This is a genomic window from Enterobacter quasihormaechei, from assembly GCF_004331385.1.
Lineage (GTDB): Bacteria > Pseudomonadota > Gammaproteobacteria > Enterobacterales > Enterobacteriaceae > Enterobacter > Enterobacter quasihormaechei.
This window is the reverse complement of record NZ_SJON01000010.1, coordinates 1-24,249: the sequence shown is the minus strand read 5'-3', so window position 1 is coordinate 24,249 and position 24,249 is coordinate 1. Positions and strand designations below refer to the sequence as shown.

Annotated in this window: 24 protein-coding genes; 16 read left to right on the top strand and 8 right to left on the bottom strand. The window is 56.6% G+C overall.

Going from position 1 to position 24,249, the window contains the following annotated elements; genetic code table 11:
* Positions 1 to 2: 2 nt before the first annotated feature.
* The 8 genes from hinT (at position 3) to E0L16_RS13880 (ending at position 6,087) form a co-directional block, all read left to right on the top strand.
* Positions 3 to 362, top strand: a complete 360-nt coding sequence (hinT, locus tag E0L16_RS13915; protein ID WP_006809243.1) for a purine nucleoside phosphoramidase — start codon at positions 3 to 5, stop codon at positions 360 to 362.
* A gap of 1 nt (position 363) precedes the next feature.
* Complete coding sequence (locus tag E0L16_RS13910) at positions 364 to 738, top strand: YcfL family putative periplasmic lipoprotein (protein WP_063866373.1); 375 nt, start codon at positions 364 to 366, stop codon at positions 736 to 738.
* 13 nt (positions 739 to 751) lie between these two features.
* On the top strand, positions 752 to 1,396 hold the full coding sequence (gene lpoB / locus E0L16_RS13905) for a penicillin-binding protein activator LpoB (RefSeq protein ID WP_131637229.1): 645 nt from the start codon (positions 752 to 754) through the stop codon (positions 1,394 to 1,396).
* A complete protein-coding gene (gene thiK / locus E0L16_RS13900) occupies positions 1,377 to 2,201 on the top strand; it encodes a thiamine kinase (RefSeq protein ID WP_131637175.1) in 825 nt (274 codons plus the stop codon). The genes lpoB and thiK overlap by 20 nt, the downstream gene beginning before the upstream one ends.
* An 11-nt stretch (positions 2,202 to 2,212) precedes the next feature.
* The gene (gene nagZ, locus E0L16_RS13895; protein WP_131637174.1) at positions 2,213 to 3,238 is read left to right on the top strand and encodes a beta-N-acetylhexosaminidase; all 1,026 of its coding nucleotides are present in this window, start codon (positions 2,213 to 2,215) and stop codon (positions 3,236 to 3,238) included.
* A 31-nt stretch (positions 3,239 to 3,269) separates the two neighbouring features.
* Entirely contained in the window at positions 3,270 to 3,812 is a 543-nt protein-coding gene (gene ycfP / locus E0L16_RS13890; RefSeq protein WP_032624474.1) for an alpha/beta hydrolase YcfP, read from the top strand.
* 236 nt (positions 3,813 to 4,048) lie between these two features.
* Positions 4,049 to 5,353, top strand: coding sequence for an NAD(P)/FAD-dependent oxidoreductase (locus E0L16_RS13885; RefSeq protein ID WP_107535128.1), 1,305 nt, complete (start codon positions 4,049 to 4,051; stop codon positions 5,351 to 5,353).
* A 194-nt stretch (positions 5,354 to 5,547) separates the two neighbouring features.
* Positions 5,548 to 6,087 (top strand): glycine zipper 2TM domain-containing protein, encoded by a 540-nt coding sequence (locus E0L16_RS13880; RefSeq protein ID WP_074160888.1) that lies wholly within the window; start codon positions 5,548 to 5,550, stop codon positions 6,085 to 6,087.
* 59 nt (positions 6,088 to 6,146) lie between these two features.
* On the opposite strand, the gene E0L16_RS13875 is transcribed toward E0L16_RS13880, so the two are convergent.
* Positions 6,147 to 6,782: a TetR/AcrR family transcriptional regulator gene (locus E0L16_RS13875; RefSeq protein WP_131637173.1), complete on the bottom strand. Its 636-nt coding sequence runs from the start codon at positions 6,780 to 6,782 to the stop codon at positions 6,147 to 6,149.
* 244 nt (positions 6,783 to 7,026) lie between these two features.
* Here E0L16_RS13875 and bhsA point away from each other — a divergent pair, with 244 nt between their 5' ends.
* A complete protein-coding gene (gene bhsA / locus E0L16_RS13870) occupies positions 7,027 to 7,284 on the top strand; it encodes a multiple stress resistance protein BhsA (RefSeq protein ID WP_006809234.1) in 258 nt (85 codons plus the stop codon).
* 77 nt (positions 7,285 to 7,361) lie between these two features.
* On the opposite strand, the gene ldtC is transcribed toward bhsA, so the two are convergent.
* The 3 genes from ldtC to E0L16_RS13855 form a co-directional block, all read right to left on the bottom strand.
* Positions 7,362 to 8,327, bottom strand: a complete 966-nt coding sequence (gene ldtC / locus E0L16_RS13865) for a L,D-transpeptidase LdtC (RefSeq protein WP_131637172.1) — start codon at positions 8,325 to 8,327, stop codon at positions 7,362 to 7,364.
* Positions 8,328 to 8,472: 145 nt separating this feature from the next.
* The gene (mfd, locus tag E0L16_RS13860) at positions 8,473 to 11,919 is read right to left on the bottom strand and encodes a transcription-repair coupling factor (protein WP_102749694.1); all 3,447 of its coding nucleotides are present in this window, start codon (positions 11,917 to 11,919) and stop codon (positions 8,473 to 8,475) included.
* Positions 11,920 to 12,064: 145 nt separating this feature from the next.
* Positions 12,065 to 13,138 carry an acyltransferase family protein gene (locus E0L16_RS13855; protein ID WP_131637171.1) on the bottom strand — a complete coding sequence of 358 codons (1,074 nt, stop codon included), beginning with the start codon at positions 13,136 to 13,138 and terminating at the stop codon, positions 12,065 to 12,067.
* A gap of 256 nt (positions 13,139 to 13,394) precedes the next feature.
* Between E0L16_RS13855 and lolC the strand changes: the two genes are divergently transcribed.
* The 5 genes from lolC to cobB are packed head-to-tail and all read left to right on the top strand — an operon-like array spanning position 13,395 to position 18,334.
* Positions 13,395 to 14,594 carry a lipoprotein-releasing ABC transporter permease subunit LolC gene (gene lolC / locus E0L16_RS13850; protein WP_107535131.1) on the top strand — a complete coding sequence of 400 codons (1,200 nt, stop codon included), beginning with the start codon at positions 13,395 to 13,397 and terminating at the stop codon, positions 14,592 to 14,594.
* Positions 14,587 to 15,288: a lipoprotein-releasing ABC transporter ATP-binding protein LolD gene (gene lolD / locus E0L16_RS13845; protein WP_032624471.1), complete on the top strand. Its 702-nt coding sequence runs from the start codon at positions 14,587 to 14,589 to the stop codon at positions 15,286 to 15,288. The genes lolC and lolD overlap by 8 nt, the downstream gene beginning before the upstream one ends.
* On the top strand, positions 15,288 to 16,532 hold the full coding sequence (gene lolE, locus E0L16_RS13840) for a lipoprotein-releasing ABC transporter permease subunit LolE (RefSeq protein WP_107535132.1): 1,245 nt from the start codon (positions 15,288 to 15,290) through the stop codon (positions 16,530 to 16,532). The genes lolD and lolE overlap by 1 nt, the downstream gene beginning before the upstream one ends.
* Positions 16,533 to 16,586: 54 nt before the next feature.
* Positions 16,587 to 17,498: an N-acetylglucosamine kinase gene (nagK, locus tag E0L16_RS13835; RefSeq protein WP_131637170.1), complete on the top strand. Its 912-nt coding sequence runs from the start codon at positions 16,587 to 16,589 to the stop codon at positions 17,496 to 17,498.
* 14 nt (positions 17,499 to 17,512) lie between these two features.
* Positions 17,513 to 18,334 (top strand): Sir2 family NAD+-dependent deacetylase, encoded by an 822-nt coding sequence (cobB, locus tag E0L16_RS13830; protein ID WP_063449043.1) that lies wholly within the window; start codon positions 17,513 to 17,515, stop codon positions 18,332 to 18,334.
* Positions 18,335 to 18,368: 34 nt separating this feature from the next.
* On the opposite strand, the gene potD is transcribed toward cobB, so the two are convergent.
* Genes potD through potA form a run of 4 tightly spaced genes read right to left on the bottom strand, consistent with a single transcriptional unit; the run spans position 18,369 to position 22,177 of the window.
* A complete protein-coding gene (potD, locus tag E0L16_RS13825) occupies positions 18,369 to 19,403 on the bottom strand; it encodes a spermidine/putrescine ABC transporter substrate-binding protein PotD (protein ID WP_063449042.1) in 1,035 nt (344 codons plus the stop codon).
* Positions 19,400 to 20,191, bottom strand: coding sequence for a spermidine/putrescine ABC transporter permease PotC (potC, locus tag E0L16_RS13820; protein WP_015570805.1), 792 nt, complete (start codon positions 20,189 to 20,191; stop codon positions 19,400 to 19,402). Before potC ends, potD begins: the two co-directional genes overlap by 4 nt.
* Positions 20,188 to 21,045 carry a spermidine/putrescine ABC transporter permease PotB gene (potB, locus tag E0L16_RS13815; protein WP_063449041.1) on the bottom strand — a complete coding sequence of 286 codons (858 nt, stop codon included), beginning with the start codon at positions 21,043 to 21,045 and terminating at the stop codon, positions 20,188 to 20,190. The genes potC and potB overlap by 4 nt, the downstream gene beginning before the upstream one ends.
* A complete protein-coding gene (potA, locus tag E0L16_RS13810; RefSeq protein WP_165498414.1) occupies positions 21,029 to 22,177 on the bottom strand; it encodes a spermidine/putrescine ABC transporter ATP-binding protein PotA in 1,149 nt (382 codons plus the stop codon). Before potA ends, potB begins: the two co-directional genes overlap by 17 nt.
* Before the next feature lie 237 nt (positions 22,178 to 22,414).
* On the opposite strand from potA, the gene pepT reads away from it, so the two are divergent.
* Positions 22,415 to 23,638 (top strand): peptidase T, encoded by a 1,224-nt coding sequence (pepT, locus tag E0L16_RS13805; protein ID WP_063866386.1) that lies wholly within the window; start codon positions 22,415 to 22,417, stop codon positions 23,636 to 23,638.
* A 100-nt stretch (positions 23,639 to 23,738) separates the two neighbouring features.
* Positions 23,739 to 24,230 carry an REP-associated tyrosine transposase gene (locus E0L16_RS13800; protein ID WP_131637169.1) on the top strand — a complete coding sequence of 164 codons (492 nt, stop codon included), beginning with the start codon at positions 23,739 to 23,741 and terminating at the stop codon, positions 24,228 to 24,230.
* Positions 24,231 to 24,249 lie beyond the last annotated feature (19 nt).

Genomic DNA, 24,249 nt, shown 5'->3' with positions numbered 1-24,249 from the left:
TCATGGCTGAAGAAACGATTTTCAGTAAAATTATCCGCCGCGAAATTCCGTCGGATATTGTCTATCAGGATGAACTGGTCACGGCTTTCCGCGACATTTCTCCCCAGGCGCCGACGCACATCCTTATTATTCCCAATATTCTCATCCCGACCGTCAATGACGTTAAAACCGAGCACGAAGTGGCGCTAGGCCGTATGCTTACGGTGGCCGCGAAAATCGCTGAGCAGGAAGGGATTGCTGAAGACGGATACCGTTTGATCATGAACTGCAATCGCCATGGCGGGCAGGAAGTCTATCATATTCATATGCATCTGCTGGGTGGACGTCCACTGGGACCGATGCTGGCACATAAAGGTCTTTAATATGTTAATTGGGCGTATTGCAGCGCTGATCGTGACGCTGGTAATGGTAGGGTGCAGCGCGCGTCCTGCCATCCCGGTCAGTGAAGAACAGACGCTGGTGATGGAGTCTTCAGTGCTTGCTGCGGGCATCACGGCCGAGCAGCCTTCACTGACCATTAGCGAAATCCAGTCTTCTGCCTCCTCTACGCTCTATAACGAAAGGCAAGAGCCAGTGACGGTGCATTATCGATTCTACTGGTATGACGTGAGAGGTCTTGAGATGCATCCGCTTGAGGCGCCGCGCAGCGTGACCATTCCGGCAAGATCGTCGGTCACGCTCTACGGCAGCGCCAGCTATCTGGGTGCACATAAGGTGAGACTTTATCTTTATTTGTAAGGGGTGAACCTTGATTAAAACGATGAGCCGTTATGCGCTCCTGAGTGCCTTCGCACTCTTTCTGGCAGGCTGTGTGACGCGAACTGAAGAACCTGCACCGGTGGATCAGGCGAAGCCGGGGACGGAACAGCCCACAACGCCGACGGAACCTGTGCCAACCGTGCCGTCTGTACCGACCATTCCGGCGCAGCCTGGCCCGATCGAACATCAGGACGATACCGCACAGCCTGCGCCGCGCGTGCGCCACTATGACTGGAACGGCGCGATGCAGCCGATGGTGGGCAAAATGTTGCAGGCACAGGGCGTTACGCCCGGCAGCGTCCTGCTGGTGGACAGCGTGAACAACCGTACGAATGGTTCCCTGAATGCGGGCGAAGCAACGGAAACGCTGCGCAATGCGCTGGCGAACAACGGTAAATTTACGCTGGTCTCAGCCCAGCAGCTCGCGGTCGCTAAGCAACAGCTTGGTCTGTCGCCTCAGGACAGCCTGGGTTCGCGCAGTAAAGCCATTGGTATTGCCCGCAACGTTGGCGCGCAGTATGTCCTTTATTCTAACGCGACGGGTAACGTGAATACGCCGTCGTTGCAGATGCAGTTAATGCTGGTTCAGACCGGCGAAATTATCTGGTCAGGTAAAGGTGCCGTTACGCAACAATAAGCGCACGCGTCATGATGTCCTGACGCGCTATTTCCCTCAGTACCGTGTTATCGCGCCGCAAGCCCCCGTCGGGCTTGGCGGCGCGAGTTGCATTATTGAGCATGGTGATCATCGGCTGGTTTTACGCCAGCATCACGATGCCGCCGCGCCTGCCTCCCATTTTCGTCGTCAGTTCCGCGCCCTGAAGCGCCTGCCCGCCGACCTTGCGCCGCAGCCCCATCTCTTTATCAGGGACTGGATGGCGGTGACGTTTATTGCGGGTGAGATCAAACGCGAGCTACCCGATCCCCCGACGCTGGCAGCCATGCTGTATCATCTGCATCGCCAGCCGCGTCTGGGCTGGCGGGTAACGTTGCTCCCCTTGCTGGAACGCTACTGGCAGCAGGCCGCGCCTGGACGACGCACACCATTCTGGCTGGCGCAGCTGAAGCGGCTGCGTAAAGCAGGAGAGCCGCAGGCGTTACGCCTGGCACCGCTGCATATGGACGTCCACGCGGGGAATATCGTTCATACGGCGGCAGGCGAGAAACTTATCGACTGGGAATATGCCGGGGACGGTGACGTGGCGCTCGAACTTGCCGCGGTCTGGATGCCCGACGAGGCCTCGCGCGGGCAGCTGATAGCCGCTTATGCCCGAAACGCCAACATGAATGCGCTCGCCCTTGCGCGGCAGGTTGCGCGCTGGCGGCCGTGGGTAATCATGCTCATGGCGGGCTGGTTTGAAATGCGCTTTCATCAAACAGATGACGAACAATTTATTGCGCTGGCAGATGATGCCTGGCGCCAGTTACAAACGAAAGGATAAGAGAGGTTGGTGTGGGTCCAGTAATGTTGGATGTTGAGGGGTTTGAGCTGGATGCGGAAGAGCGCGAAATCCTGGCGCACCCGCTGGTAGGGGGGCTGATTCTTTTCACCCGCAATTATCACGATCCGGCGCAGCTGCGTGAGCTGGTTCGTCAGATCCGCGCGGCTTCGCGCAATCACCTGGTGGTCGCGGTAGATCAGGAAGGTGGCCGCGTACAGCGTTTCCGGGAAGGGTTTACCCGTTTACCTGCCGCGCAATCTTTCGCAGCGCTGCTGGGAACCGAAGAGGGCGGTCAACTGGCGCAGGACGCTGGCTGGCTGATGGCCAGCGAGATGATCGCCATGGATATCGACATCAGCTTCGCTCCGGTGCTGGACGTGGGCCACATTAGCGCGGCAATTGGTGAGCGTTCGTATCATGACGATCCGCGTATCGCGCTGGCAATGGCGACGCGCTTCATTGACGGAATGCATAACGCGGGCATGAAAACCACCGGCAAACACTTCCCGGGCCACGGGGCGGTGACGGCGGATTCCCATAAGGAAACCCCGCGCGATCCGCGCCCGGAAGCAGAAATTCGCGCTAAAGATATGTCTGTTTTCCGCTCGCTGATTACCGATAACAAGCTGGACGCGATCATGCCTGCGCACGTCATTTACAGTGATGTCGATCCGCGCCCGGCCAGCGGCTCTCCGCACTGGCTGAAAACCGTGCTGCGTCAGGAGTTAGGCTTCAACGGCGTAATTTTCTCCGACGATTTATCCATGGAAGGAGCGGCGATCATGGGCAGCTATGCTGAACGTGGACAGGCATCTCTGGATGCGGGTTGCGATATGATCCTCGTCTGCAATAATCGTAAAGGTGCGGTGAGCGTGCTGGATAACCTGTCGCCGATCAATGCTGAGCGTGTTACACAATTGTATCATAAAGGTTCATTTAGTCGTCAGGAGCTGATGGACTCGGCGCGCTGGAAAGCGGTAAACGCCCGGCTCGAAGCCCTGAACGAGCGCTGGCAGGCACATAAAGCAGCCCTTTAATTCATCCCGGAAGGCGTAGCGTGGTGAGACGATGATCATCTATTTACACGGTTTTGACTCAAACAGTCCTGGTAATCATGAGAAAGTGCTGCAATTGCAGTTTATCGATCCGGATGTTCGGCTGATTAGCTACAGCACGCGTCATCCGAAGCATGACATGCAGCATCTGCTGAAAGAAGTGGATAAAATGTTGCAGCTTAATATCGACGATCGCCCGCTAATTTGCGGCGTAGGGTTGGGGGGATACTGGGCAGAGCGCATCGGTTTTTTGTGCGATATGCGCCAGGTCATTTTCAATCCTAACCTGTTCCCGAACGAGAACATGGAAGGCAAGATTGACCGTCCGGAAGAGTACGCCGATATCGCAACCAAATGCGTGAGCAATTTCCGTGAAAAGAACCGCGATCGCTGTCTGGTGATCCTCTCCCGCAACGATGAAGCGCTGAACAGCTCCCGCGCCGCCGAGCTTCTGCATCATTACTACGAAATTGTCTGGGACGAAGAGCAGACCCACAAGTTCAAAAACATCTCGCCGCATTTGCAGCGTATTAAGGCCTTCAAAACGCTGGGCTGATTTCCCTGAACCTGATAGAGGCCCGGTACGCGAAAGCGTGCCGGGCCTCTTTTTTGTCGGAATTGTCTACTTTTAAACCATCAAAACTTGATACATATCAATTTTGGTATGACCAATGCGCCTGACGTGCTATTCTCAATGAATCTGAATGGTTTCAGCGCAGTAACCTGTTGTTAATTAAGGGTTATTTCTATAACTTTTAATTAACAATTGGTTAATAATTTGAGGGGGTCACGTTGACTACGCCATTGAAAAAGATAGTGATTGTCGGCGGTGGTGCTGGCGGACTGGAGCTGGCGACACAGCTGGGTAAGAAGCTGGGGCGCGGTAAGAAAGCCAAAATTACGCTGGTGGATCGTAACCACAGCCACCTGTGGAAGCCGCTCCTGCACGAAGTGGCGACCGGGTCGCTGGATGAGGGCGTGGATGCGCTGAGCTATCTGGCGCATGCGCGTAACCACCATTTCCAGTTCCAGCTGGGCTCCGTGGTGGATATCAACCGTGAAAATAAAACCATCACGCTGGCCGAGCTGCGGGATGACAAAGGCGAGCTGCTGGTCCCTGAGCGCAAGCTGGCCTATGACACGCTGGTGATGGCGCTGGGCAGTACGTCCAATGACTTCAACACGCCAGGCGTGAAAGAGCACTGCATCTTCCTGGATAACCCGCATCAGGCGCGTCGTTTCCATCAGGAAATGCTTAACCTGTTCCTGAAGTACACCAATAACATGGGGGCCAACGGCAAGGTTAACATTGCTATCGTGGGCGGCGGGGCAACGGGCGTGGAGTTATCGGCGGAGTTGCACAATGCGGTTAAGCAGCTGCACAGCTACGGCTACAAGGGGCTGACTAACGAAGCGCTGAACGTGACGCTGGTGGAAGCAGGTGAACGCATTCTGCCGGCGCTGCCGCCGCGTATCTCCGGCGCTGCCCATAACGAGCTGACCAAGCTGGGCGTGCGCGTACTGACCCAGACCATGGTGACCAGCGCGGATGAGGGCGGTCTGCATACCAAAGACGGCGAGTACATCCAGGCCGACCTGATGGTCTGGGCCGCTGGTATCAAAGCGCCTGATTTCATGAAGGATATCGGTGGGCTGGAGACGAACCGCATTAACCAGCTGGTGACCGAGCCGACGCTGCAAACCACGCGCGATCCGGACATCTTCGCCATCGGTGACTGTGCCTCCTGCGCGCGTCCGGAAGGCGGGTTTGTGCCTCCTCGCGCTCAGGCAGCACACCAGATGGCAAGCCTCGTGCTGCACAACATCCTGGCGCAGGCGAAAGGCAAACCGATGAAAGCCTATGTCTACAAAGACCATGGCTCTCTGGTGTCGCTCTCCAACTTCTCCACCGTAGGCAGCCTGATGGGCAACCTGATGCGCGGCTCCATGATGGTTGAAGGGCGTATCGCCCGCTTCGTGTACATCTCTCTGTACCGTATGCACCAGATTGCGCTGCACGGCTACTTCAAAACCGGCTTAATGATGCTGGTCGGCCGTATCAACCGCGTGATCCGCCCACGCCTGAAGCTGCACTAATTTATCCCTCCCTCCGGGCCCGCCGGAGGGAATTTTTAGCACATCATGCTGTTCATCCTGCTCCTGACGCTTAAGAGTTCTCCTAAACACGCCTTATGCCAGGTCAATGCCCCATTTTTTGATCCTTTGTCTTATTGGCGAAGCGCTTAGCGCACTGCAAAATTGCTACCAATTGCAACAAAGGAGGAAGTCCCGTGAATAAATCAATGTTGGCGGGTATAGGGATTGGCGTCGCAGCTGCGCTGGGTGTGGCTGCCGTTGCCAGTCTGAACGTACTTGATCGTGGCCCGCAGTATGCGCAGGTGGTTTCCGCTACACCGATTAAAGAGACGGTCAAGACGCCTCGTCAGGAGTGCCGTAATGTTTCTGTCACCCATCGTCGTCCGGTTCAGGACGAAAACCGTATCGCGGGCTCCGTGCTGGGTGCGGTTGCCGGTGGGGTGATTGGTCATCAGTTTGGTGGTGGCCGTGGTAAGGATGTCGCGACGGTTGTCGGTGCGCTGGGTGGCGGTTATGCCGGTAACCAGGTGCAGGGCGCGATGCAGGAAAACGACACCTACACCACAACGCAGCAGCGCTGTAAAACCGTGTATGACAAGTCTGAAAAAATGTTGGGTTACGACGTAACCTACAAAATCGGCGACCAGCAGGGGAAAATCCGTATGGATAAAGATCCTGGCACGCAAATCCCGCTCGACGGTAATGGTCAGCTGATACTGAATAACAAAGCGTAAAAAAGATGTTCTCTGAACTTAGCTCCTCATGCGCTCAGGCTGAGGAGCTTTTTTTTGCTTCAGAGCTTAAGCAGTTCCGGCCACAGGCGCAGCGTTGTTTGCGTAATACCCTGCAACTTTTCCAGCGTCGCGCCTTCACGGGCGCTTATCGACATCCCCTGCAAAATACAACTCAGATACTGGGCCAGCTCCTGCGGACGGCAGTGCGCCGGAATTTCGCCGCGCTGCTGGCGCTGAGTCAGAAACGTACTGAGCGTCTCCTCCTGCATCGCATGACGTGATTTAACCGTGTTGGCTATCTCCTTCGACGATGCGGCGAGGGTGGCGGAGGTGTTGATCATAAAACAGCCCGCGGGCGTGTCTTTACTGGTGAAGCAGGTTGCAACCGCGCAGAAATAATCCCGCAATGCCTGCTCAACGGTTTTATCTTCACAGAACAGCTGCGCTTCATGTTTTGACGCGAAGCGCGAGATGTATCTGTCCAGAACGGCCCGGAATAAGCCTTCTTTGTTGGTGAACTCTGCATAGAGGGTAGGGGCTTTTGCGCCGGTTGCTTCCACCAGATCGGAAAGCGACGTGGCTTCATACCCATGCTGCCAGAAGAGCGTCATGGCCTTATCGAGCGCCGCATCCCTGTCGAACACTTTTGGTCGGCCACGGCTTTTCTTTGCGCAACTCGTGACGTCGGTTGTCATATGCCGTTGGTCCTCTGTTGATTTGTTGAATAATCATTATAAAAATAAATGCCTGCTACGACCAGCAGTGATTTCTGAAAAATAATTTTAATTTATCTTTATGAAATATAAGGCAAAACAAATTAATTTAATGGTCATTATAAAAATGGGTTGACGTGTGACCTGGATCACATCTATCATTTATCTATCGATCGTTAATTAAATAACTAACGACCACACCATCATCTGCTAAAGGTAAAAAATTATGAAAAACGTTAAAACCCTCATCGCTGCCGCCGTTCTGAGTTCACTCTCTTTCGCAAGCTTCGCTGCTGTTGAAGTTCAGTCTACTCCAGCAGACCAGCAGAAAGTCGGTACCATCTCTGCCACCGCCGGGACTAACCTGGGCTCTCTGGAAGATCAGCTGGCGCAAAAAGCTGACGAAATGGGTGCGAAATCATTCCGCATCACCTCTGTGACCGGTCCTAACACCCTGCACGGTACCGCAGTTATCTACAAATAAGCGTAACGCAACCCTCCGTTATGCCACTGCAATAAAAAACGCCCTGCTCATGCAGGGCGTTTGTCGTTATGACTGGTTTACATCGACTGTTGCGCAATCTCATGATGCCGCGTGACGTTGGTCGGCATTCCCGAGCGCGCTTCCATCGCCCGCTCCATCACCGCGCCATCGGTGTTGGCGTTTGTTTTAAAGCTCACCATAGCCGCATTCAGATTAATAGGCAGCGTCTGCGGATCGTCATTGATGTTTTTCGACAGCGGCTGGTGGATCTCAACCAGACGGACGCCACCCGGCTCTTCAGACACCTTAATCGGCGTGTTGATGATATTCACTTTCGTGCCAGGGGTAATCACGCTGTACAGCGTCTTGATGTCGTCATCGCGCAGGCGAATACAGCCGGAGCTGACGCGCATCCCGATCCCGAAATCCGCATTCGTGCCGTGCAGAAGATAAACCCCACCGTAGGCCGCCAGGCGGATCGCGTGGTGCCCCATCGGGTTGTCCGGGCCAGCGGGAACCACAGCGGGCAGATCGATACCTTGTGCTTTATAGCGGGCGCGAATGTTTGCCGTCGGCGTCCAGGTAGGATTGGCGCGCTTATCAGAGACGGTGGTGACCATGGTCGGGGTAAGCGTATCGCCCCCCAGCTGGCCGATACCGATAGGGTAGACGGTGACTTCATTCTTGCCCGGCGGGTAGTAATACAGACGCAGCTCGGCGAGATTAATCACAATGCCCTGACGCGGCGCGTCCGGGAGAATGGTTTGCAGTGGAATCGTCAGCACGCTGCCGGCCCGGGGCACATAGGGGTCAACGCCCGGGTTGGCCTGCAACAGCGCCAGGAACCCGACATTATATTTTTTGGCAATTGCTTCCAGCGAGCCGCCATCATTTTCAACGACATGGAAGCGGTTCTGGCCCACGACGTTGCTGCCAGCAGGCGGAAGAGGCCAGGTATTAGCGCGCGCGGGCAGCGCAACGGCAACCGCTGCGGCCAGCGCAAACAGCGTGATCCAGCGGGTAAAACGCGAAGAGGTCATCATTATCATAATCCATACAAATGATAAGGTTATTGTTTTATAAGGCGTTAATGATAAGTATGGCGAATGTATAGTCGGGAAGATTGGGCGAAGTGCAAAGAGTTTGTAAATTGTCCCCCACCAGCCGAACGCTGGCGGGGGCAATCATTTAAGCGATAGCGTTCTCTTCCAGCTGGCGCATAAAGTTACGCACCCAGTCCATGCGTGTTTTACGCTCTGTCAGATCCTGGGTGAATTTCAGACGCGTCGGGCCATCAAGACGGAAATGCTGCGGCTGTTTTTGCAGCAGGCCAATCAGCCACATCGGGTCGACGTGGTTCTTCTCGGCAAATTCAATCATGCCGCCTTTCTCGTTGCCTTCGAGCTTGCGGATCCCCAGCTTCTGGGCCTGCTGACGCAGCCGGGCGATATCCAGCAGGTTGCGCGCCGCGTCCGGCAGAATGCCGAAACGATCAATCAGCTCAACCTTGATCTCCTCGAGCTCGCCTTCGCTTTTCGCGCTGGCAATGCGTTTGTAGAACGACAGTCGCGTGTTGACATCAGGGATGAAGTCGTCCGGCAGCAGGGAAGGCATGCGCAGCTCCACTTCGGTCTGCTGGCTGGTGAGATCTTCCAGAGACGGTTCACGTCCGGCTTTAAGCGCGTCGACGGCATTTTCCAGAAGCTCCATATACAGCGAGAAACCGATAGTTTCCATGGAGCCGCTCTGGTCTTCACCCAGCAGCTCACCGGCGCCGCGGATCTCCAGATCGTGCGTCGCCAGCGCAAAGCCCGCGCCCAGATCTTCCAGCGAGGCGATGGCTTCCAGACGCTTTTGCGCGTCGGTGGTCATCGCCTTCGGATGCGGCGTCAGCAGCCACGCGTAGGCCTGATGGTGCGAACGCCCGACGCGGCCGCGCAGCTGGTGCAGCTGGGCCAGACCGAAGTGATCCGCGCGCTCGATGATGATCGTGTTTGCCGTCGGAATGTCGATCCCGGTTTCAATGATGGTGGTACACACCAGCACGTTGAAGCGCTGGTGGTGGAAGTCGTTCATCACCCGCTCCAGCTCGCGCTCGCGCATCTGGCCGTGACCGATGGCGATGCGCGCTTCCGGCACCAGCTCTGCCAGCCTGTCGGCGGCTTTCTGGATATTTTCGACGTCATTGTAGAGATAGTAAACCTGGCCGCCGCGCAGCACTTCGCGCAGGATCGCCTCGCGCACCACCAGATTGTCATACTCGCGCACGAAGGTTTTCACCGCCAGACGGCGCGCCGGCGGGGTGGCGATAATCGACAGATCGCGCATGCCGCTCATCGCCATGTTCAGGGTGCGCGGGATCGGCGTTGCGGTGAGGGTCAGGATGTCGACGTCGGCGCGCATCGCTTTGATGCGCTCTTTATGGCGCACCCCGAAACGGTGCTCCTCGTCGACAATCAACAGGCCCAGATCTTTCCACTTCACGTCGCTTTGCAGCAGCTTGTGGGTACCGATCAGGATATCAATTTTGCCTTCGGTTGCCTGCTCCAGGATCTGCGTCTGCTCTTTGGCGCTGCGGAAGCGGGACAACATTTCGATACGCACCGGCCAGTTGGCGAAGCGGTCGCGGAAGTTGTCAAAGTGCTGCTGGGCAAGAAGGGTGGTCGGCACCAGCACCGCCACCTGCTTGTTGTTCTCAACCGCCAGGAAAGCGGCGCGCATCGCCACCTCGGTTTTACCGAAGCCCACGTCGCCACAAACTAAACGGTCCATCGCCAGCGGCTGGCACATGTCGCTCAGCACCGCGTTGATGGCCTGAGCCTGATCCGGCGTAGTTTCAAACGGGAAGCTGTCGCAGAACAGCTGGTATTGCTCCTTATCATGCTTAAACGCATAACCCTCTTTGGCCGCTCGCTGGGCGTAAATGTCCAGCAGCTCGGCGGCCACGTCGCGCACTTTTTCCGCCGCTTTCTGCCGCGCGCGTGACCAGGCGTCGCCACCCAGCTTATGCAGCGGCGCGTTATCTTCGGCACCGCCCGCGTAGCGGCTGATCAGGTGCAGAGACGACACCGGCACGTACAGTTTGGCGTCGTTGGCGTAGGTCAGCATCAGGTATTCACCTTTGATGCCACCGGCTTCGAGGGTGGTCATACCCTGATAGCGACCCACACCGTGTTCCAGGTGCACGATCGGCTGGCCGGGATGCAGCTCGGCCAGGTTGCGGATCAGGGTGTCCGGGTTGATGGTGCGACGGCTGTCCTGACGACGGCGCGCCACGCGTTCGCCCAGCAGATCGCTTTCACAAATCAACGCCAGGTTATTGAGCGTATCAATGAATCCGTGCTCGGCGGCGCCGATCATCAGGTAACGACCGTTACCGGTCGCCTCGCTCAGCCGCAGAATGCGTTTTGGTGCGACCTTAATCCGTCCCAGCAGTTCACCCAGCGCTTCACGGCGACCTTCGCTTTCAACGGAAAACACCACCGGTCCGGTAAAGGACTCAAGAAACTTGCGCAGATTATCCAGCGGGGATTTCTGCTGCGCCTGGACGGCCAGATCGGGCAGCGTCCGGAACGCGAGATTGGTGTTCGCCGCCTTATCGGCAAGCGAGTCGGTTTTGAGCTGCATGCGCGGCCAGCGTTTCAGCTCGGCGTTGAGCTCATCGGTACGCAGCCACAGCATTTCCGGCGGCAGCAGCGGACGCATCGGGTCCACGCCCCGGTTTTCAAAGCGGGCGCGCGTCTCGCTTTCAAAGCGGCTGGCGCTGGCGTCGATGTCGCCGGTATTCACAATCAGCGTGTTTGCCGGGAAGTAGCTGAACAGCGCCGGCAGCGGCTCGTTAAAGAACAGCGGCTGCCAGTATTCGATCCCGGCCGGCAGGGTGCCCTTGCTGACCTGCTGATAAATATGTTCAGCATCACGCTTCACGTCGAACCTGTCGCGCCACTGGCTGCGGAACAGTTCGATGGCGGTTTTATCCGTCGGGAACTCATGGGCGGGCAGCAGGTTAATGGATTCCACCTCTTCCAGCGTGCGCTGGGTATCGGCGTCGAACACGCGAAGGCTGTCGATCTCGTCGTCGAAGAAATCCAGACGATACGGCTGATCGCTGCCCATCGGATAGAGATCCAGCAGCGCGCCGCGCGTCGCGTACTCGCCGTGCTCCATCACCTGGTCGACATGACGATAGCCAGCGCCGTCCAGCTGCACGCGCAGGGCATCGCGCGACAGGCGCTGGCCTTTTTTCATGACCAGCGCGTGGCCGTGCAGGTAGCTGTGCGGGCAAACGCGCTGCATCAGGGTATTCACCGGCACAATCAGCACGCCGCGCTGCATGGTGGGAAGCTGGTACAGCGTCGACAGGCGCGAGGAGATAATCTCCTGGTGCGGAGAGAAACTGTCGTAGGGAAGCGTTTCCCAGTCGGCCAGGCTGAAGACCAGGCTGTCGGTGAACTGGCGGATCTCATCGTGCAGGCGCAGGGCGTTTTGCATGTCCGGGGCAACCAGCACCACCGGCCCAGGATGCCGCTCGGCAATTTCCGCCACCAGCGTGGCGCAGGCCGCGCCCGTCAGTTCGCCGAGCTGGCGTTGATCGCCTGGTTTAACAGGCAGGGAATAACGATAGTGTTCAGGCATGGCTATGTCAGAGTCTCTTGGGGATATACCAACAGTATTGGGGCATATCACTGATACGCAATGTCTTTATTATCCTCGATCGTTTTGCATTAGCAAATCGTAACCGCACAAGAGGAAAAGAGCCCCCGGACGGGGGCGGGGCAGGTTAGCGGGTAGCGGGCACGGCTGAAACACGCGCGGGTGGGGAGAAGAAAAAATCGCCAAAGAGAGCGGTGGAGAGCTTACGAGCCCCCAGCCCGACCAGCGTGCAGACGAGCAGGCTGATAAACGGATAGACCAGAATCAACGCAAGTTCAGCCCAGACAGGCCAGTACGCCGCATTCATTTCGCCGATCAGGATCAGGCTAAACGCCTCAATTAAAATGCGGTGGGTGGTGTAAATCGCGATAGTGTTCGACCCGATGACGTTCAGCAGATTATTGGGGTGAACGGCATAACGCTGCTCAATGCTGTAGAAAAGTTTCATGATGACCACGATCGACAGCAGAGAGAGCGGCAGAGGGATGTTAGCGAACCACAGCACCACGGACAGCGCGGCAGAGGCAATGAGTGCCAGCCAGCTGCGGCGCAGATTCAGCCCTTTCATCCACGCCATCAGCTGCGCGCCGTACCATGCGCCGAGGCTGTAGTAGATCATATTGCGCACGACGCTGTTCATTCCCCACCACGGCAGCGGCAGGAAATTAATTGCGACGCTTGCCAGCGCCAGAATTCCCAGCATCGGCAGTTTCCAGCGGCTCAGCAGTTTACAGAGCGTGAAGTAGACCACTAACGCGTACAGATACCACAGGCTGGTGCTGGCCGTGAGCATCCCCAGCACAAACCCTGAAACGGAATCGGCGTAGGCCGCATTGGAGGAGGTTGCCAGTTCACGCTCGGGGGCGAGCCAGGCGTTCAGATGGGTCAGCGCCTGCCATTGCAGTACGCCCCACAGCGCCAGCACCCAGACGATGCTCCAGATGCGCTTGTCGAGACTGGTACGCCAGTTCACCTCGTCAATGTATCGGCGGATCAAATAGCCGGAGATGAAGAAAAATACCGGCATACGGAACGGGGCGAGGTAAAGGTTAAAGTAGACCCAGCATTTGGCGAGAAGGCCTGATAGCGGATGCTGTAGCCCGTCCAGGTGAGGATAAAAGGTGATCACCGAGTGGTAAATTACCACCAGGCAGATGCACAGGCCTTTTATCTGGTTAATCCATAATGCTTTTTGTTTCATGGTGCGTGACGACCTTGTTGCCAAAAACGAAACGCCGATTGTTGTAAAATGAAGCCCTGATGTAACGGGTAACAGTCTGTATCAGGACGATTTTCGGAAAAGGTGGAGGCTGTCTGGCGGAAGAACGGTCAGTAGCATGATGATTTATCTGAATTTTTCGGAAAAATGATTACCGAATCTTACGGTTTCAGTCATTTACGCTTAACGGATTCGCTTATATACTCGTGGGTCTGCTATCAGCAAACAGACGGATTTCATGTATCAACCTGTCGCACTCTTCATAGGCTTACGTTACATGCGTGGGCGCGCCGCGGACCGCTTCGGTCGCTTTGTCTCCTGGCTTTCGACTATTGGCATTACGCTTGGCGTGATGGCACTGGTGACGGTGCTTTCCGTCATGAATGGCTTCGAGCGCGAGCTGCAAAACAATATCCTGGGGCTGATGCCGCAGGCCGTTCTCTCTTCCACTCAGGGTTCCGTTAACCCGCAACAGCTGCCGGAAAGCGCGGTGAAGTTACAGGGTGTCACCCGCGTTGCGCCCCTTACAACGGGCGATGTGGTGCTGCAAAGCGCCCGCAGCGTGGCGGTCGGGGTGATGCTCGGTATCGATCCGGCACAAAAAGATCCGCTGACGCCGTTTCTGGTTAACGTGAAGCAAACCGACCTCGAACCGGGTAAATATAACGTCATCCTCGGCGAGCAGCTGGCCGGGCAGCTTGGCGTTAACCGTGGCGATCGGCTGCGCGTGATGGTGCCCTCAGCCAGCCAGTTTACGCCGATGGGGCGTCTGCCAAGCCAGCGCCTGTTCAACGTGATTGGCACGTTTGCGGCGAACAGCGAAGTCGATGGTTACCAGATGCTGGTGAACATTCAGGACGCCTCGCGTCTGATGCGCTACCCGGCGGGCAATATTACCGGCTGGCGTCTGTGGCTTGACGCGCCGCTGAAGGTAGACACCCTCAGCCAGCAGGCGTTACCGGAAGGGACGAAATGGCAGGACTGGCGCGACCGTAAAGGCGAGCTGTTCCAGGCCGTGCGCATGGAGAAAAACATGATGGGGCTGCTGCTAAGCCTGATCGTGGCCGTTGCCGCGTTTAACATCATCACCTCGCTGGGGCTGATGGTGATGGAGAAGCAGGGCGAAGTCGCCATTCTGCAAACCCAGGGCCTGACCCCGCGCCAGATCATGGCGGTATTTATGGTTCAGGGCGCCAGCGCCGGCATCATCGGTGCGCTGCTCGGGGCGGCGCTGGGCGCGCTGCTCGCCAGCCAGCTCAACAATCTGATGCCGATCATCGGCGCGCTGCTCGATGGCGCGGCGCTGCCGGTGGCTATCGAGCCGCTACAGGTGGTCGGTATTGCGCTGGCCGCGATGGCCATTGCGCTGCTTTCTACGCTTTATCCTTCCTGGCGGGCTGCCGCCACTCAACCCGCTGAGGCTTTACGTTATGAATAAGATCCTGTTGCAGTGCGACAACCTGTCCAAACGCTATCAGGAAGGCGCTGTGCAGACCGACGTGCTGCACAATGTGAGCTTTAGCGTGGGTGAAGGCGAGATGATGGCGATTGTCGGCAGCTCCGGCTCCGGCAAAAGTACGCTGCTGCACCTGCTGGGCGGGCTGGACACCCCAACCGAAGGCGATGTGATCTTCTCCGGACAGCCGCTGAGTAAAATGTCGTCAACGGCGAAAGCCGAACTGCGTAACCGCGAGCTGGGCTTTATCTATCAGTTCCACCATCTGCTGCCGGACTTCACGGCGCTGGAAAACGTGGCGATGCCGCTGCTGATTGGTAAAAAGAAACCGGCGGAAATTAATGCCCGCGCCAGCGACATGCTAAACGCGGTAGGGCTGGGACATCGCGGTAATCACCGTCCGTCCGAGCTTTCCGGCGGTGAGCGTCAGCGTGTGGCGATCGCCCGCGCGCTGGTCAACAACCCGCGTCTGGTGCTGGCGGATGAACCGACAGGTAACCTCGATGCGCGTAACGCAGACAGCATTTTCCAGCTTCTCGGCGAACTGAACGCCGCGCAGGGTACCGCGTTTCTGGTGGTGACCCACGATTTGCAGCTTGCTAAGCGGATGGGCCGTCAGCTGGAAATGCGCGACGGTCGTCTGAACGCAGAACTGACGCTGATGGGAGCGGAGTAATGGCTTCACCGTTATCGTTACTCATCGGGTTACGCTTTAGCCGCGGTCGTCGCCGGAGTGGGATGGTATCCCTTATCTCCGTGATCTCCACCATCGGCATTGCCCTGGGCGTGGCGGTGTTGATCGTCGGCTTAAGCGCCATGAATGGCTTTGAGCGTGAACTGAATAACCGCATTCTGGCCGTTGTTCCTCACGGTGAAATCGAGCCGGTAAACCAGCCGTGGTCCAACTGGCAGGATGCCCTGAACAAAGTGGAAAAAGTGCCGGGCATCGCGGCGGCTGCACCTTACATCAACTTTACCGGGCTGGTGGAGAGCGGGGTTAACCTGCGCGCCATCCAGGTGAAAGGGGTAAATCCTCGTCAGGAAGCGCGTCTGAGCGCGCTGCCGCGCTACGTGCAAAATGGCGCATGGGCAAACTTTAAGGCTGGCGAGCAGCAGATCATCATGGGTAAAGGCGTTGCCGACGCGCTGAAGGTGAAGCAGGGCGACTGGGTATCGATCATGATCCCGAACGCCAGCGCCGACCACAAATTGCAGCAGCCTAAACGTGTGCGTCTGCACGTGACCGGTATTTTGCAGCTAAGCGGCCAGCTCGACCATAGCTTCGCCATGGTGCCGCTGGAAGATGCGCGTCAGTACCTGGACATGAGCGACAGCGTGACGGGGATAGCCATTAAGGTTAACGACGTTTTCAACGCCAATAAGCTGGTGCGTGATGCCGGCAGCGTGACCAATAGCTACGTCTACATCAAAAGCTGGATAGGCACTTACGGCTACATGTACCGCGATATCCAGATGATCCGCGCGATTATGTATCTGGCGATGGTGCTGGTGATTGGGGTGGCGTGCTTTAATATCGTCTCGACGCTGGTCATGGCCGTTAAGGATAAGAGCGGCGACATCGCCGTGCTGCGTACCTTAGGGGCAAAAGACGGTCTTATTCGCGCCATTTTCGTCTGGTACGGTTTGCTGGCGGGGCTGTTTGGCAGCCTCTGCGGCGTGGTCATCGGCGTGGTGGTGTCCCTTCAGCTGACGCCGATTATCAACGGGATTGAAAAGCTTATCGGCCATCAGTTCCTGTCCGGCGATATCTATTTTATTGACTTCCTGCCGTCTGAACTGCACTGGCTGGACGTTATTTATGTGCTGGTTACAGCACTTTTACTGAGTCTGCTGGCAAGCTGGTATCCGGCGCGTCGCGCAAGCCGTATCGATCCGGCGAGGGTATTAAGTGGCCAGTAATTTCGTCATGGTTTAGCGGTCTTTGGGCCGCTGAATCAAGCAGAGGAATGCATCATGTATTACGGATTTGATATTGGCGGCACTAAGATTGCGCTCGGCGTGTTTGATAACGATCTCACACTCCGGTGGGAAACGCGCGTGCCCACGCCGCGTGAAAGTTACGATGAATTTCTAACCGCTATCGCCGCGCTGGTAGCACAGGCGGATGAGCGGTTTGGCGTCAAGGGCAGCGTCGGCATTGGAATTCCGGGTATGCCCGAAACCGACGACGGCACGCTGTATGCCGCCAACGTTCCCGCTGCCAGCGGCAAGCCGCTGCGCGCCGATCTCTCGGCCCTCCTTGAACGCGACGTGCGTTTAGACAACGATGCCAACTGCTTTGCCCTTTCCGAAGCCTGGGACGACGAGTTTCGTCGCTATCCGCTGGTGATGGGGCTGATCCTCGGGACGGGCGTCGGTGGCGGGATTGTCATTAACGGCAAGCCCATTACCGGACGCAGCTACATCACCGGCGAATTTGGCCACATTCGTCTGCCGGTGGACGCGCTGGACGTGGTCGGGCGCGATTTCCCGCTTACCCGCTGCGGCTGTGGTCAGCACGGCTGCATTGAAAACTATCTGTCGGGACGGGGGTTTGCATGGCTGTATGAACACTTCTATCATCAGAAACTTGAGGCCCCCCAAATCATTACCTTGTGGGAACAAGGGGATGCACAGGCGCGAGAGCACGTTGAACGCTATCTCGACCTGCTGGCGGTGTGTCTGGGCAACATCCTGACCATCGTCGACCCGGATCTGCTGGTGATTGGGGGTGGGCTGTCAAACTTCACTGCGATTACGGAACAGTTGTCCGGGCGTCTGCCCCGACATTTATTGCCGGTCGCCCGCGTGCCGCGCATTGAGCGTGCGCGACACGGGGACGCAGGAGGCATGCGCGGAGCCGCATTCCTTCATCTCACCGATTAGTTTACGAGGTTACTATGCTGTCGCGTCGCCAGGGTCGACTCAGCCGTTTTCGCAAAAATAAACGCCGCTTACGTGAACGCCTGCGTCAGCGGATCTTTTTCAGAGACAGGATGATGCCAGAAGCGATGGATAAACCCAGAGTGGTGGTGTTGACCGGGGCGGGGATCTCCGCCGAGTCCGGTATTCAGACCTTCCGCGCGGCGGACGGGCTGTGGGAAGAACACCGAGTTGAAGATGTGGCGACGCCGGAAGGTTTCGCCCGCGATCCGGCGCTGGTTCAGGCGTTCTACAACGCCCGCCGTCGCCAGCTTCAGCAGCCGGAGATTGCGCCAAACGCGGCGCACCTGGCGCTGGCAAAGCTGGAGGAGGCGCTGGGAGATCGTTTTCTGCTGGTGACGCAAAACATCGACAATCTTCACGAAAGAGCCGGTAACCGCAACGTCATTCACATGCACGGCGAACTGCTCAAGGTGCGGTGCGCATGGAGTGGTCAGGTGCTGGACTGGAAAGAGGACGTGCTGGACGAAGACCGCTGCCACTGCTGCCAGTTTCCTTCGCGTCTGCGTCCGCACGTGGTCTGGTTTGGCGAAATGCCGCTGGGAATGGATGAGATCTACAGTGCCCTGGCCATGGCGGACGTCTTTATCGCCATTGGTACCTCAGGCCATGTCTATCCGGCGGCGGGATTTGTGCACGAAGCGCGACTGCAAGGTGCCCATACGGTGGAGCTCAATCTGGAGCCAAGCCAGGTCGGCAGCGAGTTTGAAGAGAAGCATTACGGTCTGGCAAGCGAAGTGGTGCCGGCCTTTGTGGATAAACTCCTGAAGGGGCTGTAAGGGTAACGGGCGACCTTGCGTCGCCCGTTATGCATTAACGACCGGCTTTCAGCTTCTGATAATACTCTTCATAAAGGCGGCTCGCGTCACCGACGTCGTTCTGCCATTCCCCTTTGCTGATGGTTTCAGCGTCCGGATAAAGCGATTTATCATTTGCCACTTCGGGGCTTAGCAGCTTCCGCGCGGCCAGGTTCGGCGTCGGATAGCCGATGGTTTCCGCCACCTGTTTTGCCACGTCCGGGCGCAGCAGGAAGTTAATCAGCTTCAGGGCGCCATCCACGTTTTTCGCATTAGCCGGAATTGAGAGGCTGTCCATCCAGAAGATCCCGCCTTCTTTCGGCCAGACAACCTCCAGCGGTGTCCCGGCCTGACGCGCAACGAACGCCGAGCCGTTCCAGACCATCCCCAGGTTCACTTCACCTTCCATATACGGGTTGGCCGGGTTATCGGAGTTGAACGCCGCCACGTTTGGCATCAGCTTTTTCAGTTCGTTATACGCTGCTTCGATCTCTTTCGGATCGGTGGTGTTGCCGGAATAGCCGAGTTTACGCAGCGCAATCTGGAACACTTCGCGCGCATCGTCGGTTAACAGCAGGCTGCTTTTGTATTCCGGCTTCCACAGGTCGGCCCACGAGGAAACCGTTTTTGGATCGACGGCGTCGCTGTTGACGCCAATTGCCGTCGCACCCCAGATGTAGGGAATGGAGTAGTCGTTGTTGGGGTCGAACGGTTTGTTCAGCATCTCAGGATCGAGGTTTGAAAAATGGGTTAGCTTCGTTTTGTCGATCTTCTGGATCATGCCCTCTTTGCGCATTTTGTCGACGAAATAGGTCGACGGCACCACCAGGTCATACGCGCCATCTTTGTAGGTTTTAAGCTTGGCATACATGGTCTCATTCGACTCATAGGTGGAATAGATCACCTTGATGCCCGTCTCTTTGGTGAACTGCTCCAGCAGGCCCGGCGGCACATACTCGGTCCAGTTGTAGAAATAGAGCGTTTTACTGTCATCAGCGTGCGCGGCACCCATACCAAGCACCAGCGCCGCAGCGGCAAGCATTTTTTTCATTTCTGTGTCCCCTGAGATTTTGTTTTATCACGAGCAATAACCTGGCTGGCAATGACCAGAACCAGCGATAACACCAACAGAATAGTCGCCAGCGCGTTCACTTCGGGTGAAACACCGACTTTAACCATTGAGTAGATCTTCAACGGCAGAATTTCATAGCTCGGCCCAGTGACGAAGGAGGATACGACCACATCGTCCATCGACAGGGTAAAGCTGAGCAACCACCCGGCTGCAACGGCAGGCATCGCCAGCGGCAGGATGATTTTGCGCAGAATAGTCATCTCGCTGGCACCCAGATCTTTCGCCGCTTCCAGCATGCGCACGTCGAACCCTTTCAGACGCGCGTAGACGGTCACCACCACAAACGGCAGGCAGAAGGTGATGTGCGAGAACAGCAGCGACCAGAAACCGAGCTGGACGCCCAGCAGCATAAACAGCACCAGCAGTGAAATGGCCATCACGATGTCTGGGGACATCATCACTACAAACAGCATGCCGCTGACGAACGGCTTACCGCGAAAACGGTAGCGGTACAGCGCCACGGCGGTCAGCGAGCCAATCAGCGTCGCGAAGGTGGCAGAGAACACCGCCATCGTCAGCGAGTGCTGCGCGGCCTGGAGCAGGCTGTCATTGTTCATCAGCAGGCCATACCATTTGGTGGTAAACCCTTGCCAGTTGATCCCGAAGCGTGAACTGTTAAACGAGTTCACGATCAAAATGATTATCGGAATATAGAGATACGCATAAATGGCGGTCATAAAACCACCGCGAAGCAGTCGACCGATCATTCCAGCTCCACCTTCTTATTCAGCAAGCGCGAGGCACGCCAGTAGACCAGCAGCATCAGCCCCATCACCACCGTCAGCGTAATGCTGGTGGCCGAGCCGAACGGCCAGTCGCGGATGTTCAGGAACTGGCTCTTGATCACGTTGCCGATCAGCAGGTTTTTCGCCCCGCCCATCAGGTCCGACACGTAGAACAGGCCCATCGCCGGCAGCATGACCAGCAGACAGCCGGCGATAATGCCCGGCATGGTCAGCGGAATAATGATGCGGATAAAGGTTTGCAGCTTGCTGGCCCCCAGGTCTCTCGCGGCTTCCAGCAGCGGTTTATCAAGCTTTTCAATGCTGGAGTAGAGCGGCATCACCATAAACGGCAGCAGGATATAGACCAGGCCGACGATCACCGCGCTCGGGGTGAACATAATGCGGATCGGCGTATCGATAATCCCCAGCCACAGCAGAAACTCGTTCAGATAACCTTTGGTGCTGAGGAAGATCTTCAGCCCGTAGATGCGGATTAACGAGTTGGTCCAGAAGGGCACAATCAGTAAAAACAGCAGCAGCGGACGCACTTTTTGCGGCAGGCGAGCCAGGAACCACGCGAACGGATACCCCAGCACCAGGCAGGCAACGGTGGCAATCAGCGCCATATTGAGCGAGTGCAGCAGCACGTCAAAGTAGAGCGGATCGAGCAGGCGCGCGTAGTTGTCCAGCGTAAAGACCATCGCGACGAAGTTCGCGTCGTCGCGGGTCAGGAAGCTGGTTACGATGATCATCAGGTTGGGTAGAAAGACAAACAACACAAGCCAACCGACGATCGTGGCAATCACCACATTCTGGAACTTACTTGTGTTCTTCATCAGCCAGTACAACCTCCCAGCTTTCTACCCAGTTGATGACCATCTTCTGATCCAGCGAGTGGTCGAAGTCCGGATCGTCCTCGTTGAAGAACTCGCTGACCATCACCATTTTGCCGTTTTCCAGTTCGACCACGGATTCGAGGGTCATGCCTTTATAGTTGCGTTCGCGAACGTAACCGATCAGACCTTCGGCGTCAGCCGTGTCGTGGATCTCATCGACGCGGAGATCTTCCGGGCGCAGCAGGACGTTGAGCCTTTGTCCCTTTTCCACGGCAAAGTTCACCGTGATGTTGCATTCGCGGCCTTCCACGTTGGCGCGCACGCGCTGCTCGTCAAGACGCTCAATCACCGTGGCGTTGAAAATATTGATTTCACCAATGAAGCTGGCGACGAACAGGTTTTTCGGCTCTTCGTAAATTTCACGCGGCGTACCGTCCTGCTCGATCTTGCCGTCGCGCATCACCACGATACGGTCCGACATGGTCAAGGCTTCTTCCTGATCGTGAGTAACAAACACGAACGTGATGCCGAGCTTACGCTGAAGCGCTTTCAGCTCGTTCTGCATCTGCTTGCGCAGCTTGTAGTCCAGCGCAGAGAGGGATTCATCCAGCAGGAGCAGGCGCGGTTTGTTGACCACGGCGCGGGCAATGGCCACGCGCTGCTGCTGTCCGCCGGATAGCTGATGCGGCTTTCGCTGGGCAAACTCTTCCAGCTGCACCATACGCAGGGCTTCGGTGACGCGGGGCGGGATCTCGCTGGCCGCTGTTTTTTGCATCCGCAGGCCAAACGCCACGTTCTCAAACACGGTCATGTGCGGGAACAGGGCATAGCTCTGAAAGACGGTATTGACGTGGCGATCTTCGGCAGGAACCTGGGTAATGTCCTGGTTCTCAAGATGGATGTGGCCGTTATCGACGCTTTCCAGCCCGGCGATAAGGCGCAGGACGGTGGTTTTGCCGCAGCCGGAGGGGCCAAGCAGCGTGAGAAACTCACCGTCATTGATGGTCAGATTCAGGTCGGAAATGACATCTTTGCCATCAAAACTTTTACGAATTCGTTCCAGTTGCACCAGCGGTGAAAGGGAACGGGGTTGTGTATTCAATTTTCGCGCTGTCCCATATAGACGCCTCAGGCAGCAGACTGAAGCGGGGTTTGTGTGTAACCACCTTGGTGACTCGTAATGAGGGCGGACATTCTACGGTAAACCCATTGAATCGCCAATCCTTCTCACTTATTCATAAGCTACATTTATTAACGCAGAACGATATAAACGTAAAAAGTTCTCGTTTGCGGGATAAAAGTGACCTGACGCAATATTTGCGTTTTGCTGCTTACTGATAATGTTGTCACAAAAAGTGAGGGTGACTGCATGGATAAACTACTTGAGCGTTTTTTACATTACGTTTCGCTGGATACCCAATCTAAGCCGGGTGTCCGACAGGTGCCAAGCACCGAAGGCCAGTGGAAGCTGCTCAACCTGCTGAAAGAGCAGCTTGAGGCCATGGGGCTGGTCAACGTCACGCTGAGCGAAAAAGGTACTGTGATGGGAACGCTGCCGGCCAACGTTGAGGGCGATATCCCGGCGATTGGCTTTATTTCTCATGTCGATACCTCACCTGATTTTAGCGGTAAACACGTTAATCCGCAGATTGTAGAAAACTACCGCGGCGGTGATATCGCGCTGGGGATTGGTGACGAAGTGCTGTCGCCGGTGATGTTCCCGGTGCTGCACCAGCTGCTGGGGCAGACGTTAATTACCACCGATGGCAAGACCCTGCTGGGCGCCGATGACAAAGCGGGTATCGCCGAAATCATGACGGCGCTGGCGGTGCTGAAGGGACAAAATATCCCGCACGGCGATATCCGCGTCGCCTTCACGCCGGATGAAGAGGTGGGTAAGGGCGCGAAACACTTTGACGTTGAGGCGTTTAACGCTCAGTGGGCGTACACCGTCGACGGCGGCGGCGTGGGCGAACTGGAGTATGAAAACTTTAATGCAGCATCGGTGACGATCAAAATTGTCGGGAATAACGTCCACCCGGGCTCTGCGAAAGGGGTGATGGTGAACGCGCTGTCGCTGGCCGCGCGTATTCATGCGGAAGTTCCCGCCGAAGAGAGCCCGGAGATGACGGAAGGGTATGAGGGTTTTTATCATCTGACCAGCATCAAGGGGACCGTGGACAGCGCGCAGATGCACTATATTGTCCGCGATTTTGACCGCAAAGCCTTTGAGGCGCGCAAGCGTAAGATGATGGAGATCGCGAAAAAAGTCGGCAAGGGGCTGCATCCGGATTGCTATATTGAGCTCATCATTGAAGACAGCTATTACAATATGCGCGAGAAGGTGGTGGAGCATCCGCACATTCTGGATATCGCCCGGCAGGCGATGCGCGATTGTGACATCGAGCCGGTGATGAAGCCGATCCGGGGTGGAACCGATGGTTCGCAGCTGTCGTTTATGGGCCTGCCGTGCCCGAATCTGTTTACCGGCGGGTATAACTACCATGGCAAGCATGAGTTCGTGACGCTGGAAGGGATGGAGAAAGCGGTGCAGGTGATTGTGCGCATAGCCGAGTTAACCGCGAAGCGGTAAGAAAAAGCCCGGTGGCGCTGCGCTTACCGGGCCTACAGGAACGGCTTTTGTAGGCCGGGTAAGGCGTAGCCGCCACCCGGCAAATGAACAGGGAGTTCACATGTCAAACTACCGCCGCCATTACATCCCCGGTGGGACCTGGTTTTTCACCGTCAATTTGCAAAACCGCCAGAGCGATTTGCTTACTCGCCACATCGAAAGCCTGCGTTCCGCTACCGCCGCGGTTAAGCGTGCTAAGCCCTTCACCATTAACGCCTGGGTTGTCCTGCCTGAACATATGCACTGTATCTGGACCTTACCGGAAGGGGACAGTGACTTTTCGGCGCGCTGGCGCGACATCAAAAAAACGTTCAGCCGCAGCATAGAGATGCGCCACGTCTGGCAACCGCGTTTCTGGGAACACACCATTCGCAATGAACAGGATTACCGGCGGCATAGGGATTACGTCTACATCAACCCGCTGAAGCATGGCTATGTCAGCAAAGTCATTGACTGGCCCTATTCAACGTTTCATCGGGATGTGCTTGAAGGGCTATATCCCGCAGAGTGGGCGGGTGAGGTGGAGGATTTTGTGGCGGGGGAGCGGAAGTAAAAAAGCCCGGTGGCGCTTC